Below are 17,016 nucleotides of genomic sequence, written 5' to 3'. Positions count from 1 at the left end.
GCCACGCATGGGAATGACGGTCCTCTACATCGCGTTCGGTGTCGTCGCGTTGTGGTTGCTTGCCGAGGTCCTGATGCAGTACAAGGCCCGGCTCCGCTGGCGCCTGCTCGCCTTCACCGGGTTCCTCGGCGTCGTGGCGGGGGTGCTGCTGCCCTCGGTCTACGTGATCGGCGCCGGCGCCGTGGCCTTCGCCCTGGGCCAGACCCTGGTGACGCTGTCCTTCCGCAAGGGCTTCGTGGCCGGCTGGTCGCTGCGCAAGGGCGGGGAACCCGCACCGCAGGAACAGGGCCGGCGCCGCCGCTCGGGGAGCGCACCGCGCCCGGACGCCGGGCTGGAGGTGACCGCGCTGGAGTACGGATCCCAGGGACCGGACCCCGGCCGCGAGGACGGCTCCGCCGCACGCCGGGACGGCGACGACCGCGACGTGGACTCCACGCAGGTCTTCACCCCGGAGCCGGTCCCCGAGGACACCGGCTCGTACGGCATACAGAGCTTCGCCCCCCGCCAGGGCGACGGGGCCACGCCCTACGGGCAGTCCGAGCAGGACGCCCAGCAGTACGCGGCGTACTACGACCAGCAGCAGGGCGGCCAGGGCTACGACCACTCCGGCTACCCGACCGGCGAACAGCAGGTCTACGCCGCCTACTCGGACCCGTACATCGGCACCGGCGGGGCGGTCGCCCCGCCGAGCTACGACTACTCCGGCTACGCCCAGTACGACCCGGCGCAGCAGCAGTACTCGACGGACACCCCGCCCGGCGGGGTCTGGGTCCCGCAGCAGCGCGCCAACGAGGCGCAGCCCCCCTACCCGGGCCAGGACGGCCAGGACCAGCAGGGCTACCCGTACCAGGGCCGGCAGAACAACCAGAACAACCAGAACAACGGCACCGGCGAGTACGAGCAGTACCGCTACTGACGGCCGCCCGGAGGGCACCGGACCGGGGTCACTGCGAACCCCGGAACCGGTCCCCCTCCACGATCAGCCCGGCCACCAGGGCCCCGGTCATCCCGGCGTGCGCGAGCCCGCCGCCCGGGTGGGCCCAACCGCCCGCGAGGTAGAACCCGGGCAGGGCCGTCGTGTTCGCCGGGTAGAGCAGCCGGCCGCCCGCTCCCGCGAGGGCCGGCGGGGGCACGGACCCGCCGAGGGCCCCGGTCGCCGCCTCCACGTCCGCCGGGGTGCGCACCTCGTGCCACAGCAGCCTCTCCCGCAGCCCCGGTACCGCCCGTTCGGCGCGGTCGAGCAGCTCCTGTGCCCCGGGGACGCCCTGCGGCGTCTGCGGGTCGCACACGGCGCTCACGGTGACGGCCTCGTGGTCCGCGTCGGGCCGGGTCGTCGGGTCGTCGGGGCGCATGACGGTGACCGTGCCCGCGCCGGCCCCGCCCCGGTGGGCCGGGTCGCGGTGGACCAGGGTGCGGTGCACGGCGTCCGCCGGACGGGCCCCGCGCAGGGCCAGCAGCAGGGTGACCCGGCTGGGCACCCCGGCGCCCCGGGCCGGAACCGCGTCCGGGGCCCGGGTGGGGGAGCCGGCCGGCAGCCGCCTCGGGTCGATGCCGCAGACGACGAGGTCGGCGGGCTCCTCGGTGCCGTCCTCGAGCAGCAGGCCGGCGGCGCGGCCGTCCCGCGTCAGGACGTCCCGTACGCCGGAGCCGAAGACGAACTCCACCTTCCGTTCCCGACAGCGTTCGTGGACGGCGGTGGCCAGGGCGCGCAGGCCGCCCCGGACGTACCAGCTGCCGAAGGTCTGCTCCATGTACGGCAGCACCGCGGCGGAGGCGGGCGCGGAGCCGGGGTCGACGCCGTACGTCTCGACCCGGGCGGTCAGCAGTTCGGCGAGGGCGCCGCCCAGCTCGCGCCCGGCCACCTCGGCCAGGGTCGGCGGGCGCCGGCGCAGCAGCCCGCTCCCGCGCAGCGCCGGGTACGGGTCGCGGCCCAGTGCCTGCCGGTCCGGGCTCAGCGGCTCCTCCAGCAGGGGTCGGCGGGTGGCGTCCCAGGCGTCGCGGGCGCGGCCCAGCACCGCGTTCCAGCGGTCGCCCGCGCCCGGACCGAAGGTCTCGTCGAGTGCGGCGGCGACTCCGCCGCGCGAGGCGCCGGGGAGGGTGACGGTGGTGGCGTCGGCGTCGCCGAGGACGTGCCGCACGGCCGGGTCCAGCTGGACCAGGTCGACGTGGTCCTCCAGGGGCCGTTTGCCGGTCTTGATGAAGAGGTCGCGGTAGACGGCGGGCAGGTGCAGCAGGCCCGGGCCGGTGTCGAAGGCGAAGCCGTCGCGCTTGTGACGCCCGAGGGAGCCCCCGTAGTCGGGTCCGCGTTCGTGGACCGTCACCCGGTGGCCCGCCACGGCCAGTCGGGCCGCCGTCGCCATCGCGCCCATCCCGGCGCCGATCACCGCAATTCGTGCCATGGGTTGAGCCTATCGGGGGAGGTCGGGGGGCCAGTCCGGTGGTGCCCCGCCGGTCGCGCGGAATTCGGCGGCGAGCCGCTTCTCCTCGCGGCGCTGGGCACGCCGGCGCAGGAAGCGGCGGATCCGGGTCCACAGGTAGAACACCATGGCCAGGCCGGCGACCAGCAGGACGGCCGCGATGATCGCGGCGGCCTGCGGGTTGAACATGGCGAAGGTGACGATCGCGCCGACGCCGAGGTCCTCGGCCGTGCTCATCACGATGTTGCTGACGGGCTCGGGTGAGGTGTTGATGGCCATCCGGGTGCCGGCCTTGACGAAATGGCTGGCCAGCGCGGTGGAGCCGCCGACCGCGCCGGCGGCGATGTCCGACAGGGAGCCGCTCTGCCCGGCGAGCAGGGCGCCGACCACGGCCCCGGAGAGCGGCCGGATGACGGTGTGGACCGAGTCCCACAGCGAGTCCACGTAGGGGATCTTGTCGGCGACGGCCTCGCAGAGGAACAGGACGGCCGCCGCGATCAGGACGTCGGGGCGCTGGAGCGATTCGGGTACGTCGTCGCTCAGGCCGGTCGCGCCGAAGATGCCGAGCAGGAGGATCACGGCGTACGCGTTGATCCCGCTGGCCCAGCCGCTGGTGAAGACCAGGGGGAGCACACTCACCCGGTCATCATGCCGCAGGCCGGTTGCTCCGGCAGATGGAAACGACGGAGGGGACGGCCGCCCTCGGGCGCCGTCCCCTCCGATCAGTGCGTGTGGGGCTCACTGCCCCTGTTCGTCACGGCGGCGCTGCCACCGTTCCTCGATCCGGGTCATCATCGACCGACGCTGTCGGCTGCGGCCGGGGGCCGAGCCGTCTGCACTTCCGGAGACGGGCTGCTCGCCAGGCTTGGGTGCCTTGCGCCAACCGGTGACCACGAGGACCGTACATCCCAGCATGACGAGGAAACCCACCACGCTGATCCAGAGCACGTTCGGCACGATCACACCGGTCATGAGGAGCGCGATACCCACCACAATGCCTGCGACTGCTTGGTAGACCCGTCGCCGGGTGTACGTGCGCAGTCCACTACCCTCAAGCGCTGTCGCGAACTTGGGGTCTTCGGCGTACAGCGCTCGCTCCATCTGCTCGAGCATTCGCTGCTCGTGCTCCGAGAGCGGCACGGGAGTCCTCCTCATCCGTCGGTCGCGGGGTGAGCGACCAGGGGTCCCCTTCAGGATAGGCGGGGAATCGCCCCCGTGACACCCGCCCTCTACGCCACATTCTGCGAATCCACCGTGCCGGTGAAGCACGGTGTCAAATCTGTGGGTCAAACCGTACCGCCGCCAGTGCGGTCACTGAGGCGCTTATTCCCCAATGCGCAGTCCGCCATGCCGACCGGTGCTTCCGATCATACGGGGAGGAGCGCCGGATGGGAGGGTGTGCGGCCGAGCCCGTCCGCGCATGCCCGCAGATCAGGCGGGCTTCTCGCCCAGGACGTGCAGTTGCGTGGCGACCGCGTGGAAGGCCGGGAGCTCGGCCGCGGCCTCCTCCAGACGCAGCAGGGCCTCCACCGCGCCCGGCTCGGTGTCGACCAGGACACCGGGGACCAGGTCGGCGAAGATCCGTACGCCGTGCACCGCGCCGACGGCGAGGCCGGCTCCGCCGACCAGTTCGCCGAGCTGCTCGGCGGTGAAGCGGCGCGGTACCGGGTCGCCTGCGCCCCAGCGGCCGGCCGGGTCGGTGAGCGCCGTACGGGCCTCGGTGAAGTGCCCGGCCAGGGCGCGGGCGAGCACGGCCCCGCCGACGCCGGAGCCGAGCACGCTGAGGACGCCACCGGGACGCAGGGCCGCGACCGCGTTGGCCACGCCCTCGGCCGGGTCGTCCACGTACTCCAGCACGCCGTGGCAGAGCACGACGTCGTACGCGTCGCGCTCGACCACGTCCAGCAGGCCCTGGGCGTCGCCCTGGACCCCGCGCACCAGATCGGCGACGCCGGCCTCGGAGACCCGGCGCTCCAGCCCGAACAGCGCGTTCGGGCTGGGGTCGACCACGGTCACCCGGTGGCCCAGGTGGGCCACCGGCACGGCGAACTTGCCGGTGCCGCCACCGGTGTCCAGTACGTCCAGCACGTCCCGCCCGGTCGCCTTCACCCGGCGGTCGAGGGCCTCCTTGAGGACCTCCCACACCACGGCGGTGCGGAGGGAGGCGCGGGGGCGGGAATTGTCCGACACGGCTGATGACTCCTCGGCGCGTATGGGTGGGGGAGCGGTGCGATCCCCACCCTATGGCCTCGGGCAGTCGGGCAGGTCATCCCGCCTCCGGACGCTCCGGTCCCGGTGTCCTCGGCAGGGGCAGGGCCTGCGCGACCGGTTGCAGCGCGAGCATCCGCTCGACCAGTCGCAGGAACATGCCCGCCTCCCGCACCAGGTCATCCGCCTGACGGGCGGTCGCCGCGTCCCGTATCCCCGCCTCGGCCCGCGCCCGGCGTGCCGCGCCGGAGGCGAACAGGGCGCTCCATTCCGTCAGCTCCGGCGCTATCTCCGGGAGCACCTCCCACGCGCTGCGGATCCGGGGCCTGCGCCGCGGGTGGACCGGCTCGGGGCGCCCGCGAGCGGCGAGCACCGCCGCGGCGGCGCGCAGCGCCGCCAGGTGGGCGGTGGCGTACCGCTCGTTGGACCGGGGCAGCAGGGCCGCCTCGGCCAGGCCGCTGCGGGCCTTGGCGAGCAGGTCCAGGGCGGCCGGTGGTGCGGCCGACCTGCGCGGGACGGGGTGGACAGGGGACGGGGACGGTGTGGCCATGACGAACCTCCTGTCGTTGCGTGGTGCTCGGCGGTGTTGCGGGTACGCGTGCGGTGTGCATGTGCTCCTCCATCGTGACGGCCCCCACTGACAATCGTCCTGACCTGCGCTTTTACCCCCAAAGTCCCCCTCGGGTACGGCCCTTGGTCCGGAACCTGATAGTTTTTGAACTGACCGGTCAGTTCAAATGAAGGGGGACGGCGTGGACAGCCCGCACGGCGCATCCGTCAAGGCCGAGGACTTCGGACTCAAGGGCCCGCGCGGCTGGGCCTTCCGGGGCGTGGGGATCGACGCGGCGCCCGGCTCGCTCATCGCGCTGGAAGGGCCGTCCGGCAGCGGTCGGACCTGCCTGCTCCTCGCCCTCACCGGGCGGATGAAGGCCACCGAGGGCCACGCCGAGATCGGCCGCCACCGGCTGCCGAAGAAGATGGCCGCGGTCCGACGGATCTGCGCCCTCGGCCCGGTCCCCGGGGTCAACGACCTCGACCAGGCGCTCACCGTCACCGAGCAGTTGCGCGAGGGCGCCCTCCTCCAGCGGCACTACACCGGCCCCGTACGCGCCCTGCTGCGCCCGCGCGGCGAGGGCCGGGCCGGCGCCAAGGCCCGGATCGAGGAGGCGCTGACCGCGGTCGCGCTGGACCTGGACACGTTGCCCAAGGGGCCGCGCACCTCGGTGCGCGACCTGGAGCGGCTGGAGGCCGTACGGCTGTCCGTGGCCATCGCCCTGCTGGGCAACCCCCGCCTGCTGGCGCTGGACGACCTGGACATCAAGCTCTCGGACGCCGAGCGCGTCGAGGTCTGGGCCCTGCTCCGGTCCATCGCCGCCCGCGGCACCACCGTCCTCGCGGTGTGCAGCGAGGCCCCCGCGGACGTGACGGTGCTGCGCACGGTCCCGGCCGCGGCGGAGCCCACGCCTGCGCCGAAGGCCACCCCTGCGGCGAGGGCCACCCCTCGCGCGAAGGCCGCGCCTGCGGCGAAGCCCGCGGCCGAGGCCGCCGAGCCGGCCGGCGGCGGGACCGCTAAGCCCGCCCCCGCCGCCTCCCGAGGCGCCGGTCCGAAGATCACCTGGGGCCTCTCCGAAGGAGCCGCGTCCGCACCGGACGCGGCACCCGCCCGGAAGCCGGCCCCGGACAACGACACGGACGACGCCCCGGCCGGGGCCGACACCACGCCGGACAGCGGGGCCGCCGCCCCGGCCGAGACCCCGGCCGACACCACACCGGACACCGCGACGGATCCGGAAACGCCCACGGACACCGGCGCGGCGGCCAAGAGCGCCCCCGCCACCACCACCCACCACGACCCGAAGGGAGCGGCGGACGATGCGATCGCCGAAGCTGGCCGCGCTTGAGCTGAAGCGGTTCGGGCGGGGCAAGCTGCCCCGGGCCGCGCTCGTCGCGCTGCTCCTGCTGCCGCTGCTGTACGGAGCCCTGTACCTCTGGTCCTTCTGGGACCCGTACAGCCGTCTCGACAAGGTTCCCGTCGCCCTGGTCAACGTCGACAAGGGCGCCACCGTGGACGGCAAGCGGATCGAGGCCGGTGACGAGATCACCAAGAAGCTGCACGACAGCAAGACCTTCGACTGGCGCGAGGTCGGCCCCGCCGAGGCGGCGAAGGGCCTGGAGGAGGGGAAGTACTACCTGTCCCTGACCATGCCCGCCGACTTCAGCGAGAAGATCGCCTCCAGCTCCGGCGACGACCCGGCCACCGGCGCCCTCCAGGTCCGCACGAACGACGCGAACAACTACATCGTCGGCTCGATCTCCAAGACCGTCTTCTCCGAGGTCCGTTCCGCCGCGTCCACCAATGCCTCCCGCGGTTTCCTCGACAAGATCTTCGTCAACTTCTCCGACCTGCACGACAAGACGGCCGAGGCCGCCGACGGCGCCGACAAGCTGAAGGACGGCGCGGGCAAGGCGCAGAAGGGCGCCAAGGACCTCGCCGACGGCCTCGACACGGCCAAGGAGAAGACCGGCGAGCTCAACGGCGGGCTGAAGAAGCTCAACACCTCCGCCGGCCAGTTGGAGACCGGTGCGAAGGACCTCGCCGCCGGTACCCAGATCCTCGCCGACAAGGTCAACGGCGCGGCCGCCAAGGCCAAGCCCTTCGTCAGCGACCCGAAGTCCCTGGCGGCCAACGCGGCGCTCGTCGCGGACTCCGCCAAGGTCGTCAGGGAGCACCTCGACACCTTCATGAAGGCCGCCCCCGTCGCGGCCACCGTCACCAAGCGGGCCCAGACCGGCGCCGACAAGTACTACACCGACCACTGCGTCACGCCCGGTGCCGAACCGCACCTGGCCTCCTGCCCCGACCTGAAGAAGGTCAAGGACGACGTGTCCGAGGGCGCGGCGGCGGCCGCCGACGCCAACAAGGTCGCCCAGGCCGCCGGCACCGACCTCGGCAAGCTCCGCGGTCAGCTCACCGAGCTGGAGAACAAGGCGCGCGAGCTCGTCGACAAGGCGCCCTCCCTCGCCTCCGACCTCGACCAGGCCGTCACCAAGGTCAACGCCCTCAACAGCGGCGCCCAGAAGGTCTCCTCGGGCATGGGTCAGCTGCACACCGGCATCGGCAGCGCCATGAAGGGCTCCGGCGCCATCAACGAGGGCGTCGGCAAGCTCGGCGACGGCGCGCACACCCTCGACGGCGGCATGTACAAGCTGGTCGACGGCTCCGGCGAGCTCGCCGGCGGCCTGCACGACGGCGCCGGCAAGATCCCGGACTACGACCAGCAGGCGCGCGACGCCCGTACCCAGGTCATGTCCGACCCCATCCGGCTCGCCAACCAGTCCCTGCACAAGGCGCCCAACTACGGCACCGGCTTCGCCCCGTACTTCATCCCGCTGTCCCTCTGGGTCGGCGCGATGGTCGCCTACATGCTCATCGCCCCGATGAACAAGCGGGCCCTGTCCACCGGCGCCTCGCCCTGGCGGATCGCCCTCGCCGGCTGGCTGCCCGTGGTGGGGATCGGCGCCGCCCAGGTCGGCCTGCTGATGTCCGTGCTCCACTGGGCGCCCGGCCTCGGCCTGGAGATGGCCCGCCCGGCGCTGACCATCGGATTCCTGCTGCTGGTCACCGGCTGCTTCGCGGCGATCGTCCAGTGGCTGAACGCCAAGTTCGGCGCCGCCGGCCGCATCCTGGTGCTGGCCGTCCTGATGCTCCAGCTGACCTCCGCCGGCGGTACGTACCCCGTTCAGACCAGTCCGGGCTTCTTCAACGCCATCCACCCGTACCTGCCGATGTCGTACGTCGTCGAGAGCCTGCGCCGCCTGATCACCGGCGGCGACCTCACCCCGGTGTGGCAGGGCGGCGCGGTCCTGGTGGCCTTCACGGTCGGGGCGCTCGCCCTCACCGCGCTCGCCGCCCGCGGCAAGCAGGTGTGGACGATGGACCGGCTGCACCCGGAACTGAGCCTGTGAGGGGCTGTTGACCTGTGAGAATCAGCGCCATGGAAAGCAGCAGCACCGGTACGGGCACGGGCGGCGCACGCCGCCGGGCCACCCGGCAGAAGCTCTACGAAGCCGCCGTCACCCTCATCGCCGAGCAGGGATTCTCCGCGACCACGGTCGACGAGATCGCGGAGCGGGCGGGCGTGGCCAAGGGCACCGTCTACTACAACTTCGCCAGCAAGACCGACCTCTTCGAGGAGCTCCTGCGGCACGGGGTGGGGTTGCTCACCGCCTCGCTGCGGGCCGCGGCCGAGGAGACGGAGGCCCGCGGCGGCAGCCGCGTCGAGGCCCTGGACGGGATGATCCGCGCGGGTCTGGTCTTCATCGACCGCTACCCCGCCTTCACCCAGCTCTACGTCGCCGAACTGTGGCGGACCAACCGGGCCTGGCAGTCCACCCTGATGGTGGTCCGCCAGGAGGCCGTGGCGGTCGTGGAGACGGTGCTGCGCGAGGGCGTCGAACGGGGCGAACTCAGCGCCGAGATCGACGTCCCGCTGACGGCGGCGGCGATGGTCGGGATGGTGCTGGTGGCGGCGCTGGACTGGCAGGCCTTCCAGAGCGAACGCTCGCTGGACGACGTCCACTCGGCGCTCTCACTGCTCCTGCGGGGCCGGGTCAGCGGCAGCCGGTGACCGCGTTCGGACCCCCCGGTCGGCGGTGCCCACCGGGGGCCCGCGCGACGTAGAACTGAGTATCCGTACCCAGGCGCCGAATTGAGTACCCGTACGGATGGGCTCCCACCTGCGAGGACAGCAGACTGGGAGGCGACGGACAGGGCTTCGGCCCGCACCGCGGACACGGGGCCGCGGAGCGGGCCGGATCCTTGTCCGGGCGGGGATCGGGGGACCCCGGGAAGGGAAACGCCGGTGTGTCGGGGCTCGGGGGGAACGAGCCCGGACACACCGGCGTTTTTTCGTGCGTACGTACCTCCGGGCACGTCCCGCAGGCGGTCGGCCCGCCCTCAGCCCCGCCCGCGCAGCGGGATCCGGATGCGGCCCACCACGGCCGCCACCCGCTCCGACAGCGCGGCCCAGCGGGCCGCGACGGCCCAGGACACCCGGGCCGCGGACCGCGGCAGCAGCAGCGCCCGCAGCCGACCGGTCCGGCCGGCGCCCGCCAGCAGGCCGGACCGGGCCAGCAGCACGTCGTCGGCGAGACCGGGGTAGGACAGGTCGGCGCCGGGCGGCGCGTACAGCGCCCGCTCGACCGCGCCCGCCACCCGGTGGACGGCTTCGGCCGGCTCCGCCTCCAGCTTGCCCAGCGTCACGACGCGCCCCGCGGCCCGCCGCGGCGACAGCGCCTCGTCCGGGGGCACGTTCACGTCCCACGCGGCGTCACCCAGTTCCCGCCAGGCGTCCAGCACCTCCCGCGAGCCCAACCGGCGCGCCCGGACCCGGCCGCGCCACAGCACCGGCAGCAGCGGCAGCGCGAGCACCGCCAGGGCCGCGCCCGTCCAGCCGAGGACCGCGCCGACCGAAGGGCCGCCGGAGCCCGAAGCGCCGTCCTGCTTCAGCGCCGGACCGCCGCACTCGCCGAGCTTCTTCAGCTCCGGCGGGCACTCGTCCGCCCTCGACGGCGCCGTCGAGGGCTGGGTGACCGGCTGCGACGGCAGCGCGGACGGCGCCGACGGCTGCGGGGCCGGGGACTCGGCGCGGCTGTAGTCCGGCACCGAGATGCCCGCGCGGGGCGTCGGCTCGAAACGGGTCCAGCCGACGCCCTCGAAGTACAGCTCCGGCCAGGCGTGCGCGTCCCGCATGGAGACGTTGACGCTGCCGTCCGCCTGCTTCTCGCCCGGGGTGAAGCCGACCGCGACCCGCGCCGGGATCCCGAGGGTCCGCGACATGGCCGCCATCGAGAACGCGAAGTGGACGCAGAAGCCCTCCTTGTCGTTCAGGAACCGGGCGATGGCCTGCGAACCCGTACCGGAGGAGACCTTCGTGTCGTAGCGGAAGCCACCGTTCACCGCGAAGAAGTCCTGGAGCCTGACCGCCCGCGTGTAGTCGTCCTTCGCGCCGGCCGTGACCCGCCGGGCCGTCTCCGCCACCACAGGCGGCAGGTTGTCCGGCAGCTTGGTGTACTCCGCCTGCACGAAGGGGTTCGGGCCCGGGGCGGACTGCAACTGCGCCGCCGTGGGCCGCAGCAGCAGGCTCCGTACGGTGTACTGCGCGCCCTGCACGTTCTGGAAGCGGTCCTTGCCCAGCTGGTCGCCGACGAGGGTCCGGCCGGCCGGCTCGAAGCGCCACTTCCCGCCGATGTCCACCTGCGTCGCCGGGTACGGCATCGGCAGGTAGCGCTGGGCGTAGGTGTCCGCCGCCGAAACGGTGGTGCGCACCTCGCTCGCGCTCGCGCGGACCCGCTCGCTCAGCCCCGTGGGGGTCGGCAGCCGCTCGGGGACGTCGGTGAGCGGGCGCCCGGAGGCCTCCCACTTCACCCCGTTGAACTCGTCCAGCGCCAGGATCCGCAGGTACTGCTCGCCCAGCTGGGGGCTGTCGGTGCGGTACCGCAGGACGACCCGGTTGTCCTGCGCGTTCAGGCTGCTCTGCAGCGAGACCAGCGGGTTCACCGCCGAGATCGTCCCGCCGGTCCCGCCGCCCGAACCGTCGTCGCCCCCGGGCGGGCCCAGCACGCCGCTGCCGAGCGCGGGCAGCAGGGCCGGCGCGACCAGCGCCAGACCCAGCGCGGCCACGCCGATGCGGCGCCCGGTGCGCACCGGGGCGACCGCCTTGGCGCCGGCCCCGCCCCCGTAACCGGAGGCGGCCGACACGCGCCCGCCGGGGGCCGCGCCGAAGACCCGGCCCCACTGGGCGAGGCGGTCGCGGCCCTCGGAGAGCAGCAGCATCAGGTAGCCGCCGCCGGCCAGCACGAAGGCGAACCAGGCACCGCCCTGGCCGGCGGACAGCCCGGCGGCCACCGAGTACAGCGCCAGCAGCGGCAGTCCGGCCGCTGCGGCGGTGCGCACGGTCACCGCGAGGACGTCGACCAGCAGGCCGATCAGCAGGACGCCGGACAGCAGCAGCAGCCGGATGCCGTCGGTCGTCGGGGCCGGGATCGCGAACTCCGCGACGTCCCGGGTGCCCTGCTGGAACAGGGCCCCGAAGTCGGTGACGAGGAACGCCAACGGCCCGGAGCCGGTGGACTCGGCCTTCCCGGCGAAGAGGAACGCCAGCAGCAGCAGGGACACCAGCAGCTGGGTCGCCACGGTCAACGACCGGGCCAGCGGCACCCGTCGGGCCCCGGCGCCCACCGCCGCCTGCACGGCCAGCAGCGCGGCGGCCTGGAGCAGCCAGCCCGACGATTGCACCAGCGGCGCCAGTGACCAGGAGGTCAGCAGCGTCGCCAGCATTCCGAAGAGCGTCACGCGCGCCCGTCCGCTCATCCCCGGCCTCCGGAGGTTCCCGCGCCGAGCGGAGCGTTCCCGGCCTGCCGCCACAGCTCGCCGAACGGGGCGCCGGGCGGTACGGACACTGCCGTCCAGCCCGCGTCCCGCAGTCCTCGCAGCCGCTCCTCCACCCGGGAGGGCTCTCCCGCCCAGGTCGCGGAGTCCAGGACGAACGCCACGGCGCCTCCGCTGCGCCGGCGCATCCGCGCCGCCATGTCCGCCTGTACGTCGTCCAGGTCGCCGAAGAACGCGATGAGCAGGCCGTCCCCGCCGGAGGAGGCGAACCCGGCGCCCACGCCGCGCAGGGCGTCGTAGGCGGCGGAGAGCCCGGCCCCGTCGGAGTGCCCGACCACCGCGAGGGTGTCCATCATCAGTCCGGCCGCCTCGGCGGACTCCTGCCCGCCCGAGGAGAAGCCGCCGCCCTCGCCGCCCGCGGAATCCCCGGTGTCGGTCAGCAGCCGTACCGAGAAGCCCTGTTCGAGCACGTGCAACAGGGTGGAGGCGGCCGCGGACACCGCCCACTCGAAGGCGGAGTCCGGGCCGGCGCCCTCGTACGCGAGGTGCCGGGTGTCCAGCAGCACGGTGGCCTTGCTGCGCTGCGGCTGTTCCTCGCGGCGCACCATCAGCTCGCCGTAGCGGGCGGTGGAGCGCCAGTGGACCCGGCGCAGGTCGTCGCCGCGCCGGTAGGTGCGCGGGATCACGTCGTCGTCCCCGGCCAGGGCCAGCGAGCGGCGGGAGCCGTCGCCGTAGCCGTTCGCCTCGCCGGTCATCCGGACCGGGGGCAGGGGTTCGGTGCGGGGGATGACGGTCAGGGTGTCGTAGGCGCTGAAGGAGCGGGTCAGCTCGACCAGCCCGAAGGGGTCGGTCAGCCGCAGTTGGAGCGGGCCCAGCGGGTAGCGGCCGCGCAGGTCGGAACGGACCCGGTACGAGACCTCGCGCCGGCCGCCCGCCTCGACCCGGTCCAGGACGAACCGGGGCCGGGGCCCCAGTACGTACGGGACCCGGTCCTGGAGCATGAGCAGTCCGGTCGGGACGCGGGAGACGTTCTCCATCCGCAGCTGGACCCGGGCCTCGCCGCCGGCGGGCACCCGCGAGGGGGTCAGTCGGCGGCTGCCGGAGACCCGGTGGCGGGTGCGGTGCAGGGCCAGTACGCAGATCAGCGGGAGGACGACCAGCAGCAGTCCGACCCGCAGCAGCTGGCTCTGACCCAGGACGTACGCGCACGCGGCGGCGGCGGCCCCGGCGGCCAGGAACGACCGGCCCCGGGTGGTCAGGCCGGCCAGCGAGGCCCGTAGCCCGCCCGCCTCCCTCGGCAGCCCGCCGGCGCCGCGCGGGGCACCGGCGCTCATCAGAAGCCCCGGATGCCCGCGCCGGGCGGCATCTCGCCGCGGGCGTGCGCCGCGGGGACGGGGGTGCGCTGGAGGATGTCCTGGACGACCTGCTCGGCGGTGCGCCGGTTCAGCTGGGCCTGCGCCGTGGGCAGCAGCCGGTGCGCGAGGACGGGCGGGGCCAGGGCCTGCACGTCGTCGGGCAGGACGTAGTCCCGGCCTGCCAGGGCGGCCGAGGCCTTCACGGCGCGCAGCAGGTGCAGCGTGGCGCGGGGGGAGGCGCCCAGACGCAGGTCGGGGTGGCTGCGGGTCGCGGAGACCAGGTCGACCACGTAGCGGCGGACCGGCGCGGCGACGTACACCTCGCGGACGGCCTCGATCAGCTTGACGATGTCGTGGGCGTGCGCGACGGCCGTCAGGTCGTCGAGCGGGGAGACCCCGCCGTGCACGTCGAGCATCTGGAGCTCGGCCTCGGGGCTGGGGTAGCCGACGGAGACGCGGGCCATGAAGCGGTCGCGCTGCGCTTCGGGGAGCGGGTAGGTGCCCTCCATCTCCACCGGGTTCTGCGTGGCGACCACCATGAACGGGCTGGGCAGCGCGTAGGTGGTGCCGTCGATGGTGACCTGGCGTTCCTCCATCGACTCCAGCAGCGCGGACTGGGTCTTGGGCGAGGCGCGGTTGATCTCGTCACCGATGACGATCTGCGCGAAGATCGCGCCCGGCTTGAACTCGAACTCGCGGCGCTGCTGGTCGTAGATGCTGACGCCGGTGATGTCGGAGGGCAGCAGGTCCGGAGTGAACTGGATGCGCTGCACCGAGCAGTCGATGGACTTGGCGAGCGTCTTGGCCAGCATGGTCTTGCCGACGCCGGGGACGTCCTCGATCAGGAGGTGTCCCTCGGCGAGCAGCACGGTCAGCGCGAGTCGCACGACCTCGGGCTTGCCCTCGATCACGCCCTCGACCGAGTGGCGGACCCGCTCTGCCGTGCTGGTCAGATCCGCGAGGCTGGCTCGGTCGTCGTACGTGGTCACCTGGTTCTCCTCGGCCCTTTCCCAGGGCCGACGCCGTTGGCGCATGTACCGGCCCACCCCTGAACGCGGACACCGGCCCCGGAGGTCTTCCGGGGGGCGTCACACCGCATTCTTGACGCCGTTACGGCCTCGTGTCACTCAAGAGGCGGGATCGATCTCCCGCAGCAGCCCGGTGTGCACGTCGAAGACGAAGCCTCGCACATCGTCGCGGAAGGGCAGGAAGGGGTTCGTGCGGACCCGCTGCATGGACTGCCGTACGTCCTGGTCGACGTCACGGAAGGCCTCGACGGCCCAGGCGGGGCGCTGACCGACCTCGTCCTCCAGTTCGTGCCGGAAGTCCTCGGTCAGGCTTTCGAGACCACAGCCGGTGTGGTGGATGAGTATCACCGCGCGGGTGCCGAGCGCCCGCTGGCTGATGGTGAGGGAGCGGATGGTGTCGTCGGTGACCACCCCGCCCGCGTTCCGGACGGTGTGGCAGTCACCGAGTTCAAGGCCCAGGGCGGCGTGCAGGTCGAGGCGGGCGTCCATGCAGGCCACGACGGCCACCTGGAGGACCGGGCGGGCGTCCATGCCCGGGTCGGTGAACGCCGAGGCGTACTTCCGGTTCGCCTCGATCAGACGATCGGTGACGGAACCGACGCCGGATGCCTGGGGCGCGGGGGTGGCTGGCAGGGATGCGGAAGTCGTCATGGTGAAGACGTTAGTGGTCACAGGTCGGTGAGGCATTGAGTGAGGGTGGACAAAGAAGGTCAACGAGCCTTGTTGTGAGCTAACCCACAGGGGTGGGGCGGAGGCCGCCGTTCGGGTGATTCGCGGCTTTTGCGGATTCGCCGGGAGAGGGGCGCACCGGGCGCGGGGCGGTTCGTTGACCGTGGCGACCGTTGCACTAAAGTGACGCGAACCGGCCGGAGCCCGGCCCTCACCGGCCGCCCGGCCCCCTGGTAAAACTCCGCGTGCGCGGCGCGGCGTACGCCTGCCGCGCCGTTATCTGAGAGGGCGCTTTGACTAGCGAGTCCCGACATGTCCCGGTGATGCTCCAGCGGTGCCTGGACCTGTTGGCCCCGGCGCTGGAGAGGCCGGGGGCCGTCGTCGTCGACTGCACCCTCGGCCTCGGCGGCCACAGCGAGGCCCTGCTGACCCGGTTCCCCGAGGCCCACCTGATCGGCCTCGACCGCGACAAGGAAGCCCTGCGGCTCTCCGGCGAGCGCCTCGCGCCGTTCGGCGACCGCGTCACCCTCGTCCACGCGATCTACGCCGATCTGGCCGAGGTGCTGGACGGCCTGCGGATCCCCACCGTCCAGGGCATCCTCTTCGACCTGGGCGTCTCCTCCATGCAGCTCGACGAGGCCGACCGCGGGTTCGCGTACGCGCAGGACGCCCCGCTCGACATGCGCATGGACCAGAGCACCGGCATCAGCGCCGCCGAGGTCCTCAACACCTACGCCCCCGGCGAGCTCGTACGGATCCTGCGGCAGTACGGCGAGGAGAAGCAGGCCAAGCGGATCGTGTCGGCGGTCGTCCGCGAGCGGGACAAGAACCCCTTCACCAACAGCGCCCGGCTCGTCGAGCTGATCCGCGACTCGCTCCCGCAGGCGGCCAAGCGCACCGGCGGCAACCCCGCCAAGCGGACCTTCCAGGCCCTGCGCATCGAGGTCAACGGCGAGCTCTCCGGCCTGGAGCGGGCCATCCCGGCGGCGGTGGACCGGATCGCGGTCGGCGGCCGGATCGCGGTGCTCTCGTACCACTCCCTGGAGGACCGGCTCGTCAAGCAGGTCTTCGCGGCGGGCGCGGCCTCCACCGCGCCGCCCGGGCTCCCGGTGGTGCCGGAGAAGTACCAGCCGAAGCTGAAGCTGCTGACGCGCGGCGCCGAGCTGCCGACCGAGGAGGAGATCGCCGAGAACCGGCGGGCCGCCCCGGCCCGGTGCCGCGGCGTCGAGCGCATCCGCGAGGCGCGGCTGTGACCCCGGCGGGCCGCTCCGGTGGCGGCAGGGCCGGCAAGGTGGCCACCCTGACCCGCGGGCAGGCGGCCCGCATCGGCCGGGCGCTCGGCAGCGGCCCGGCCGCGCGGCCCGGCGGGGCACCGGGGCAGGCGGCCCGGATGCCGTTCGTCCTGCTCGTCGTGGCCCTCCTCGGCGGTGGGCTGATCAGCCTGCTGCTGCTGAACTCGGCGCTGAACGAGGGCTCCTTCCAGCTGAGCAAGCTGAAGAAGGAGACCACCGCGCTGACCGACGAGGAGCAGGCCCTCCAGCGCGACGTCGACGGCTACTCGGCACCCGACGCCCTCCAGCGCCGGGCCCACGAGCTGGGTCTGGTGCCCGGCGGCAGTCCGGTCTTCATCGGCGCGGACGGCAAGGTCGCGGGCGCCGTCTCGACGGCGGAAGCCCCGCCGCCGCCCTCCCCGCCGCCCACCGCCCAGCCCACCCCGGGCCAGCCCACCCCGGGCCAGAGCGCGGCTCCCTCCGCCGCGCCGTCCGGAGCCCCCGCGCCCGCGGGCCGGGCCCCGGCGGCGTCCGGCGCCCCGGGCTCCCCGAATCCGGCGGCCCCCGACCCGGCCGTGCAGGACCCCGCCGCGCAGGGCCCCTCGTCCGGCCCGGGCGGCACGCCCCAGCCCCCGCAGCAGCAGCCCTCCCCGAACCCAGGCAGGTGACGTCGTGACC

At 73.7% G+C, this 17,016-nt stretch carries 15 protein-coding genes; 6 read left to right on the top strand and 9 right to left on the bottom strand.

Going from position 1 to position 17,016, the window contains the following annotated elements; translation table 11 throughout:
* The first annotated feature begins 7 nt into the window (after window positions 1-7).
* Window positions 8-916, top strand: a complete 909-nt coding sequence (locus ACFY0I_RS26520; protein ID WP_388900557.1) for a hypothetical protein — start codon at window positions 8-10, stop codon at window positions 914-916.
* Window positions 917-944: 28 nt separating this feature from the next.
* On the opposite strand, the gene ACFY0I_RS26515 is transcribed toward ACFY0I_RS26520, so the two are convergent.
* The 5 genes from ACFY0I_RS26515 to ACFY0I_RS26495 form a co-directional block, all read right to left on the bottom strand.
* On the bottom strand, window positions 945-2,399 hold the full coding sequence (locus tag ACFY0I_RS26515) for a phytoene desaturase family protein (protein WP_388900555.1): 1,455 nt from the start codon (window positions 2,397-2,399) through the stop codon (window positions 945-947).
* 9 nt (window positions 2,400-2,408) lie between these two features.
* Window positions 2,409-3,056 carry a DUF4126 domain-containing protein gene (locus ACFY0I_RS26510; RefSeq protein ID WP_388900553.1) on the bottom strand — a complete coding sequence of 216 codons (648 nt, stop codon included), beginning with the start codon at window positions 3,054-3,056 and terminating at the stop codon, window positions 2,409-2,411.
* 99 nt (window positions 3,057-3,155) lie between these two features.
* Window positions 3,156-3,557, bottom strand: coding sequence for a DUF3040 domain-containing protein (locus tag ACFY0I_RS26505; protein ID WP_362879700.1), 402 nt, complete (start codon window positions 3,555-3,557; stop codon window positions 3,156-3,158).
* 291 nt (window positions 3,558-3,848) lie between these two features.
* Window positions 3,849-4,607, bottom strand: coding sequence for a methyltransferase (locus tag ACFY0I_RS26500; protein ID WP_362879699.1), 759 nt, complete (start codon window positions 4,605-4,607; stop codon window positions 3,849-3,851).
* A gap of 76 nt (window positions 4,608-4,683) precedes the next feature.
* Window positions 4,684-5,175, bottom strand: coding sequence for an SAV_6107 family HEPN domain-containing protein (locus ACFY0I_RS26495; protein WP_388900551.1), 492 nt, complete (start codon window positions 5,173-5,175; stop codon window positions 4,684-4,686).
* Window positions 5,176-5,377: 202 nt separating this feature from the next.
* Here ACFY0I_RS26495 and ACFY0I_RS26490 point away from each other — a divergent pair, with 202 nt between their 5' ends.
* From ACFY0I_RS26490 to ACFY0I_RS26480, 3 genes are read left to right on the top strand one after another with little or no spacing between them, the layout of a single operon-like run.
* Entirely contained in the window at window positions 5,378-6,526 is a 1,149-nt protein-coding gene (locus ACFY0I_RS26490; protein WP_388900549.1) for an ATP-binding cassette domain-containing protein, read from the top strand.
* Window positions 6,498-8,591 carry a YhgE/Pip family protein gene (locus tag ACFY0I_RS26485; protein WP_388900547.1) on the top strand — a complete coding sequence of 698 codons (2,094 nt, stop codon included), beginning with the start codon at window positions 6,498-6,500 and terminating at the stop codon, window positions 8,589-8,591. The genes ACFY0I_RS26490 and ACFY0I_RS26485 overlap by 29 nt, the downstream gene beginning before the upstream one ends.
* Before the next feature lie 29 nt (window positions 8,592-8,620).
* Entirely contained in the window at window positions 8,621-9,253 is a 633-nt protein-coding gene (locus ACFY0I_RS26480) for a TetR/AcrR family transcriptional regulator (RefSeq protein WP_362879694.1), read from the top strand.
* A 329-nt stretch (window positions 9,254-9,582) separates the two neighbouring features.
* Here the strand turns inward: ACFY0I_RS26480 and ACFY0I_RS26475 are convergent, their stop codons facing one another.
* The 4 genes from ACFY0I_RS26475 to ACFY0I_RS26460 all read right to left on the bottom strand — a co-directional run bounded on the left by ACFY0I_RS26475 (window position 9,583) and on the right by ACFY0I_RS26460 (window position 15,085).
* Window positions 9,583-11,997, bottom strand: coding sequence for a transglutaminaseTgpA domain-containing protein (locus ACFY0I_RS26475; RefSeq protein WP_388900545.1), 2,415 nt, complete (start codon window positions 11,995-11,997; stop codon window positions 9,583-9,585).
* Window positions 11,994-13,349, bottom strand: a complete 1,356-nt coding sequence (locus tag ACFY0I_RS26470) for a DUF58 domain-containing protein (protein WP_388900543.1) — start codon at window positions 13,347-13,349, stop codon at window positions 11,994-11,996. The genes ACFY0I_RS26475 and ACFY0I_RS26470 overlap by 4 nt, the downstream gene beginning before the upstream one ends.
* On the bottom strand, window positions 13,349-14,359 hold the full coding sequence (locus ACFY0I_RS26465) for an AAA family ATPase (RefSeq protein WP_388900542.1): 1,011 nt from the start codon (window positions 14,357-14,359) through the stop codon (window positions 13,349-13,351). The genes ACFY0I_RS26470 and ACFY0I_RS26465 overlap by 1 nt, the downstream gene beginning before the upstream one ends.
* Window positions 14,360-14,497: 138 nt before the next feature.
* A complete protein-coding gene (locus ACFY0I_RS26460) occupies window positions 14,498-15,085 on the bottom strand; it encodes a beta-class carbonic anhydrase (protein WP_388900540.1) in 588 nt (195 codons plus the stop codon).
* Between the two features lie 275 nt (window positions 15,086-15,360).
* On the opposite strand from ACFY0I_RS26460, the gene rsmH reads away from it, so the two are divergent.
* Complete coding sequence (gene rsmH / locus ACFY0I_RS26455; RefSeq protein ID WP_362879686.1) at window positions 15,361-16,320, top strand: 16S rRNA (cytosine(1402)-N(4))-methyltransferase RsmH; 960 nt, start codon at window positions 15,361-15,363, stop codon at window positions 16,318-16,320.
* The gene (locus ACFY0I_RS26450) at window positions 16,317-17,006 is read left to right on the top strand and encodes a hypothetical protein (RefSeq protein ID WP_388900538.1); all 690 of its coding nucleotides are present in this window, start codon (window positions 16,317-16,319) and stop codon (window positions 17,004-17,006) included. The genes rsmH and ACFY0I_RS26450 overlap by 4 nt, the downstream gene beginning before the upstream one ends.
* Window positions 17,007-17,016: the final 10 nt, after the last annotated feature.

The sequence above is a fragment of the Streptomyces sp. NPDC001568 genome (genome assembly GCF_042893755.1).
GTDB lineage: Bacteria > Actinomycetota > Actinomycetes > Streptomycetales > Streptomycetaceae > Streptomyces.
This window is presented reverse-complemented; position numbering and strand designations above follow the sequence as displayed.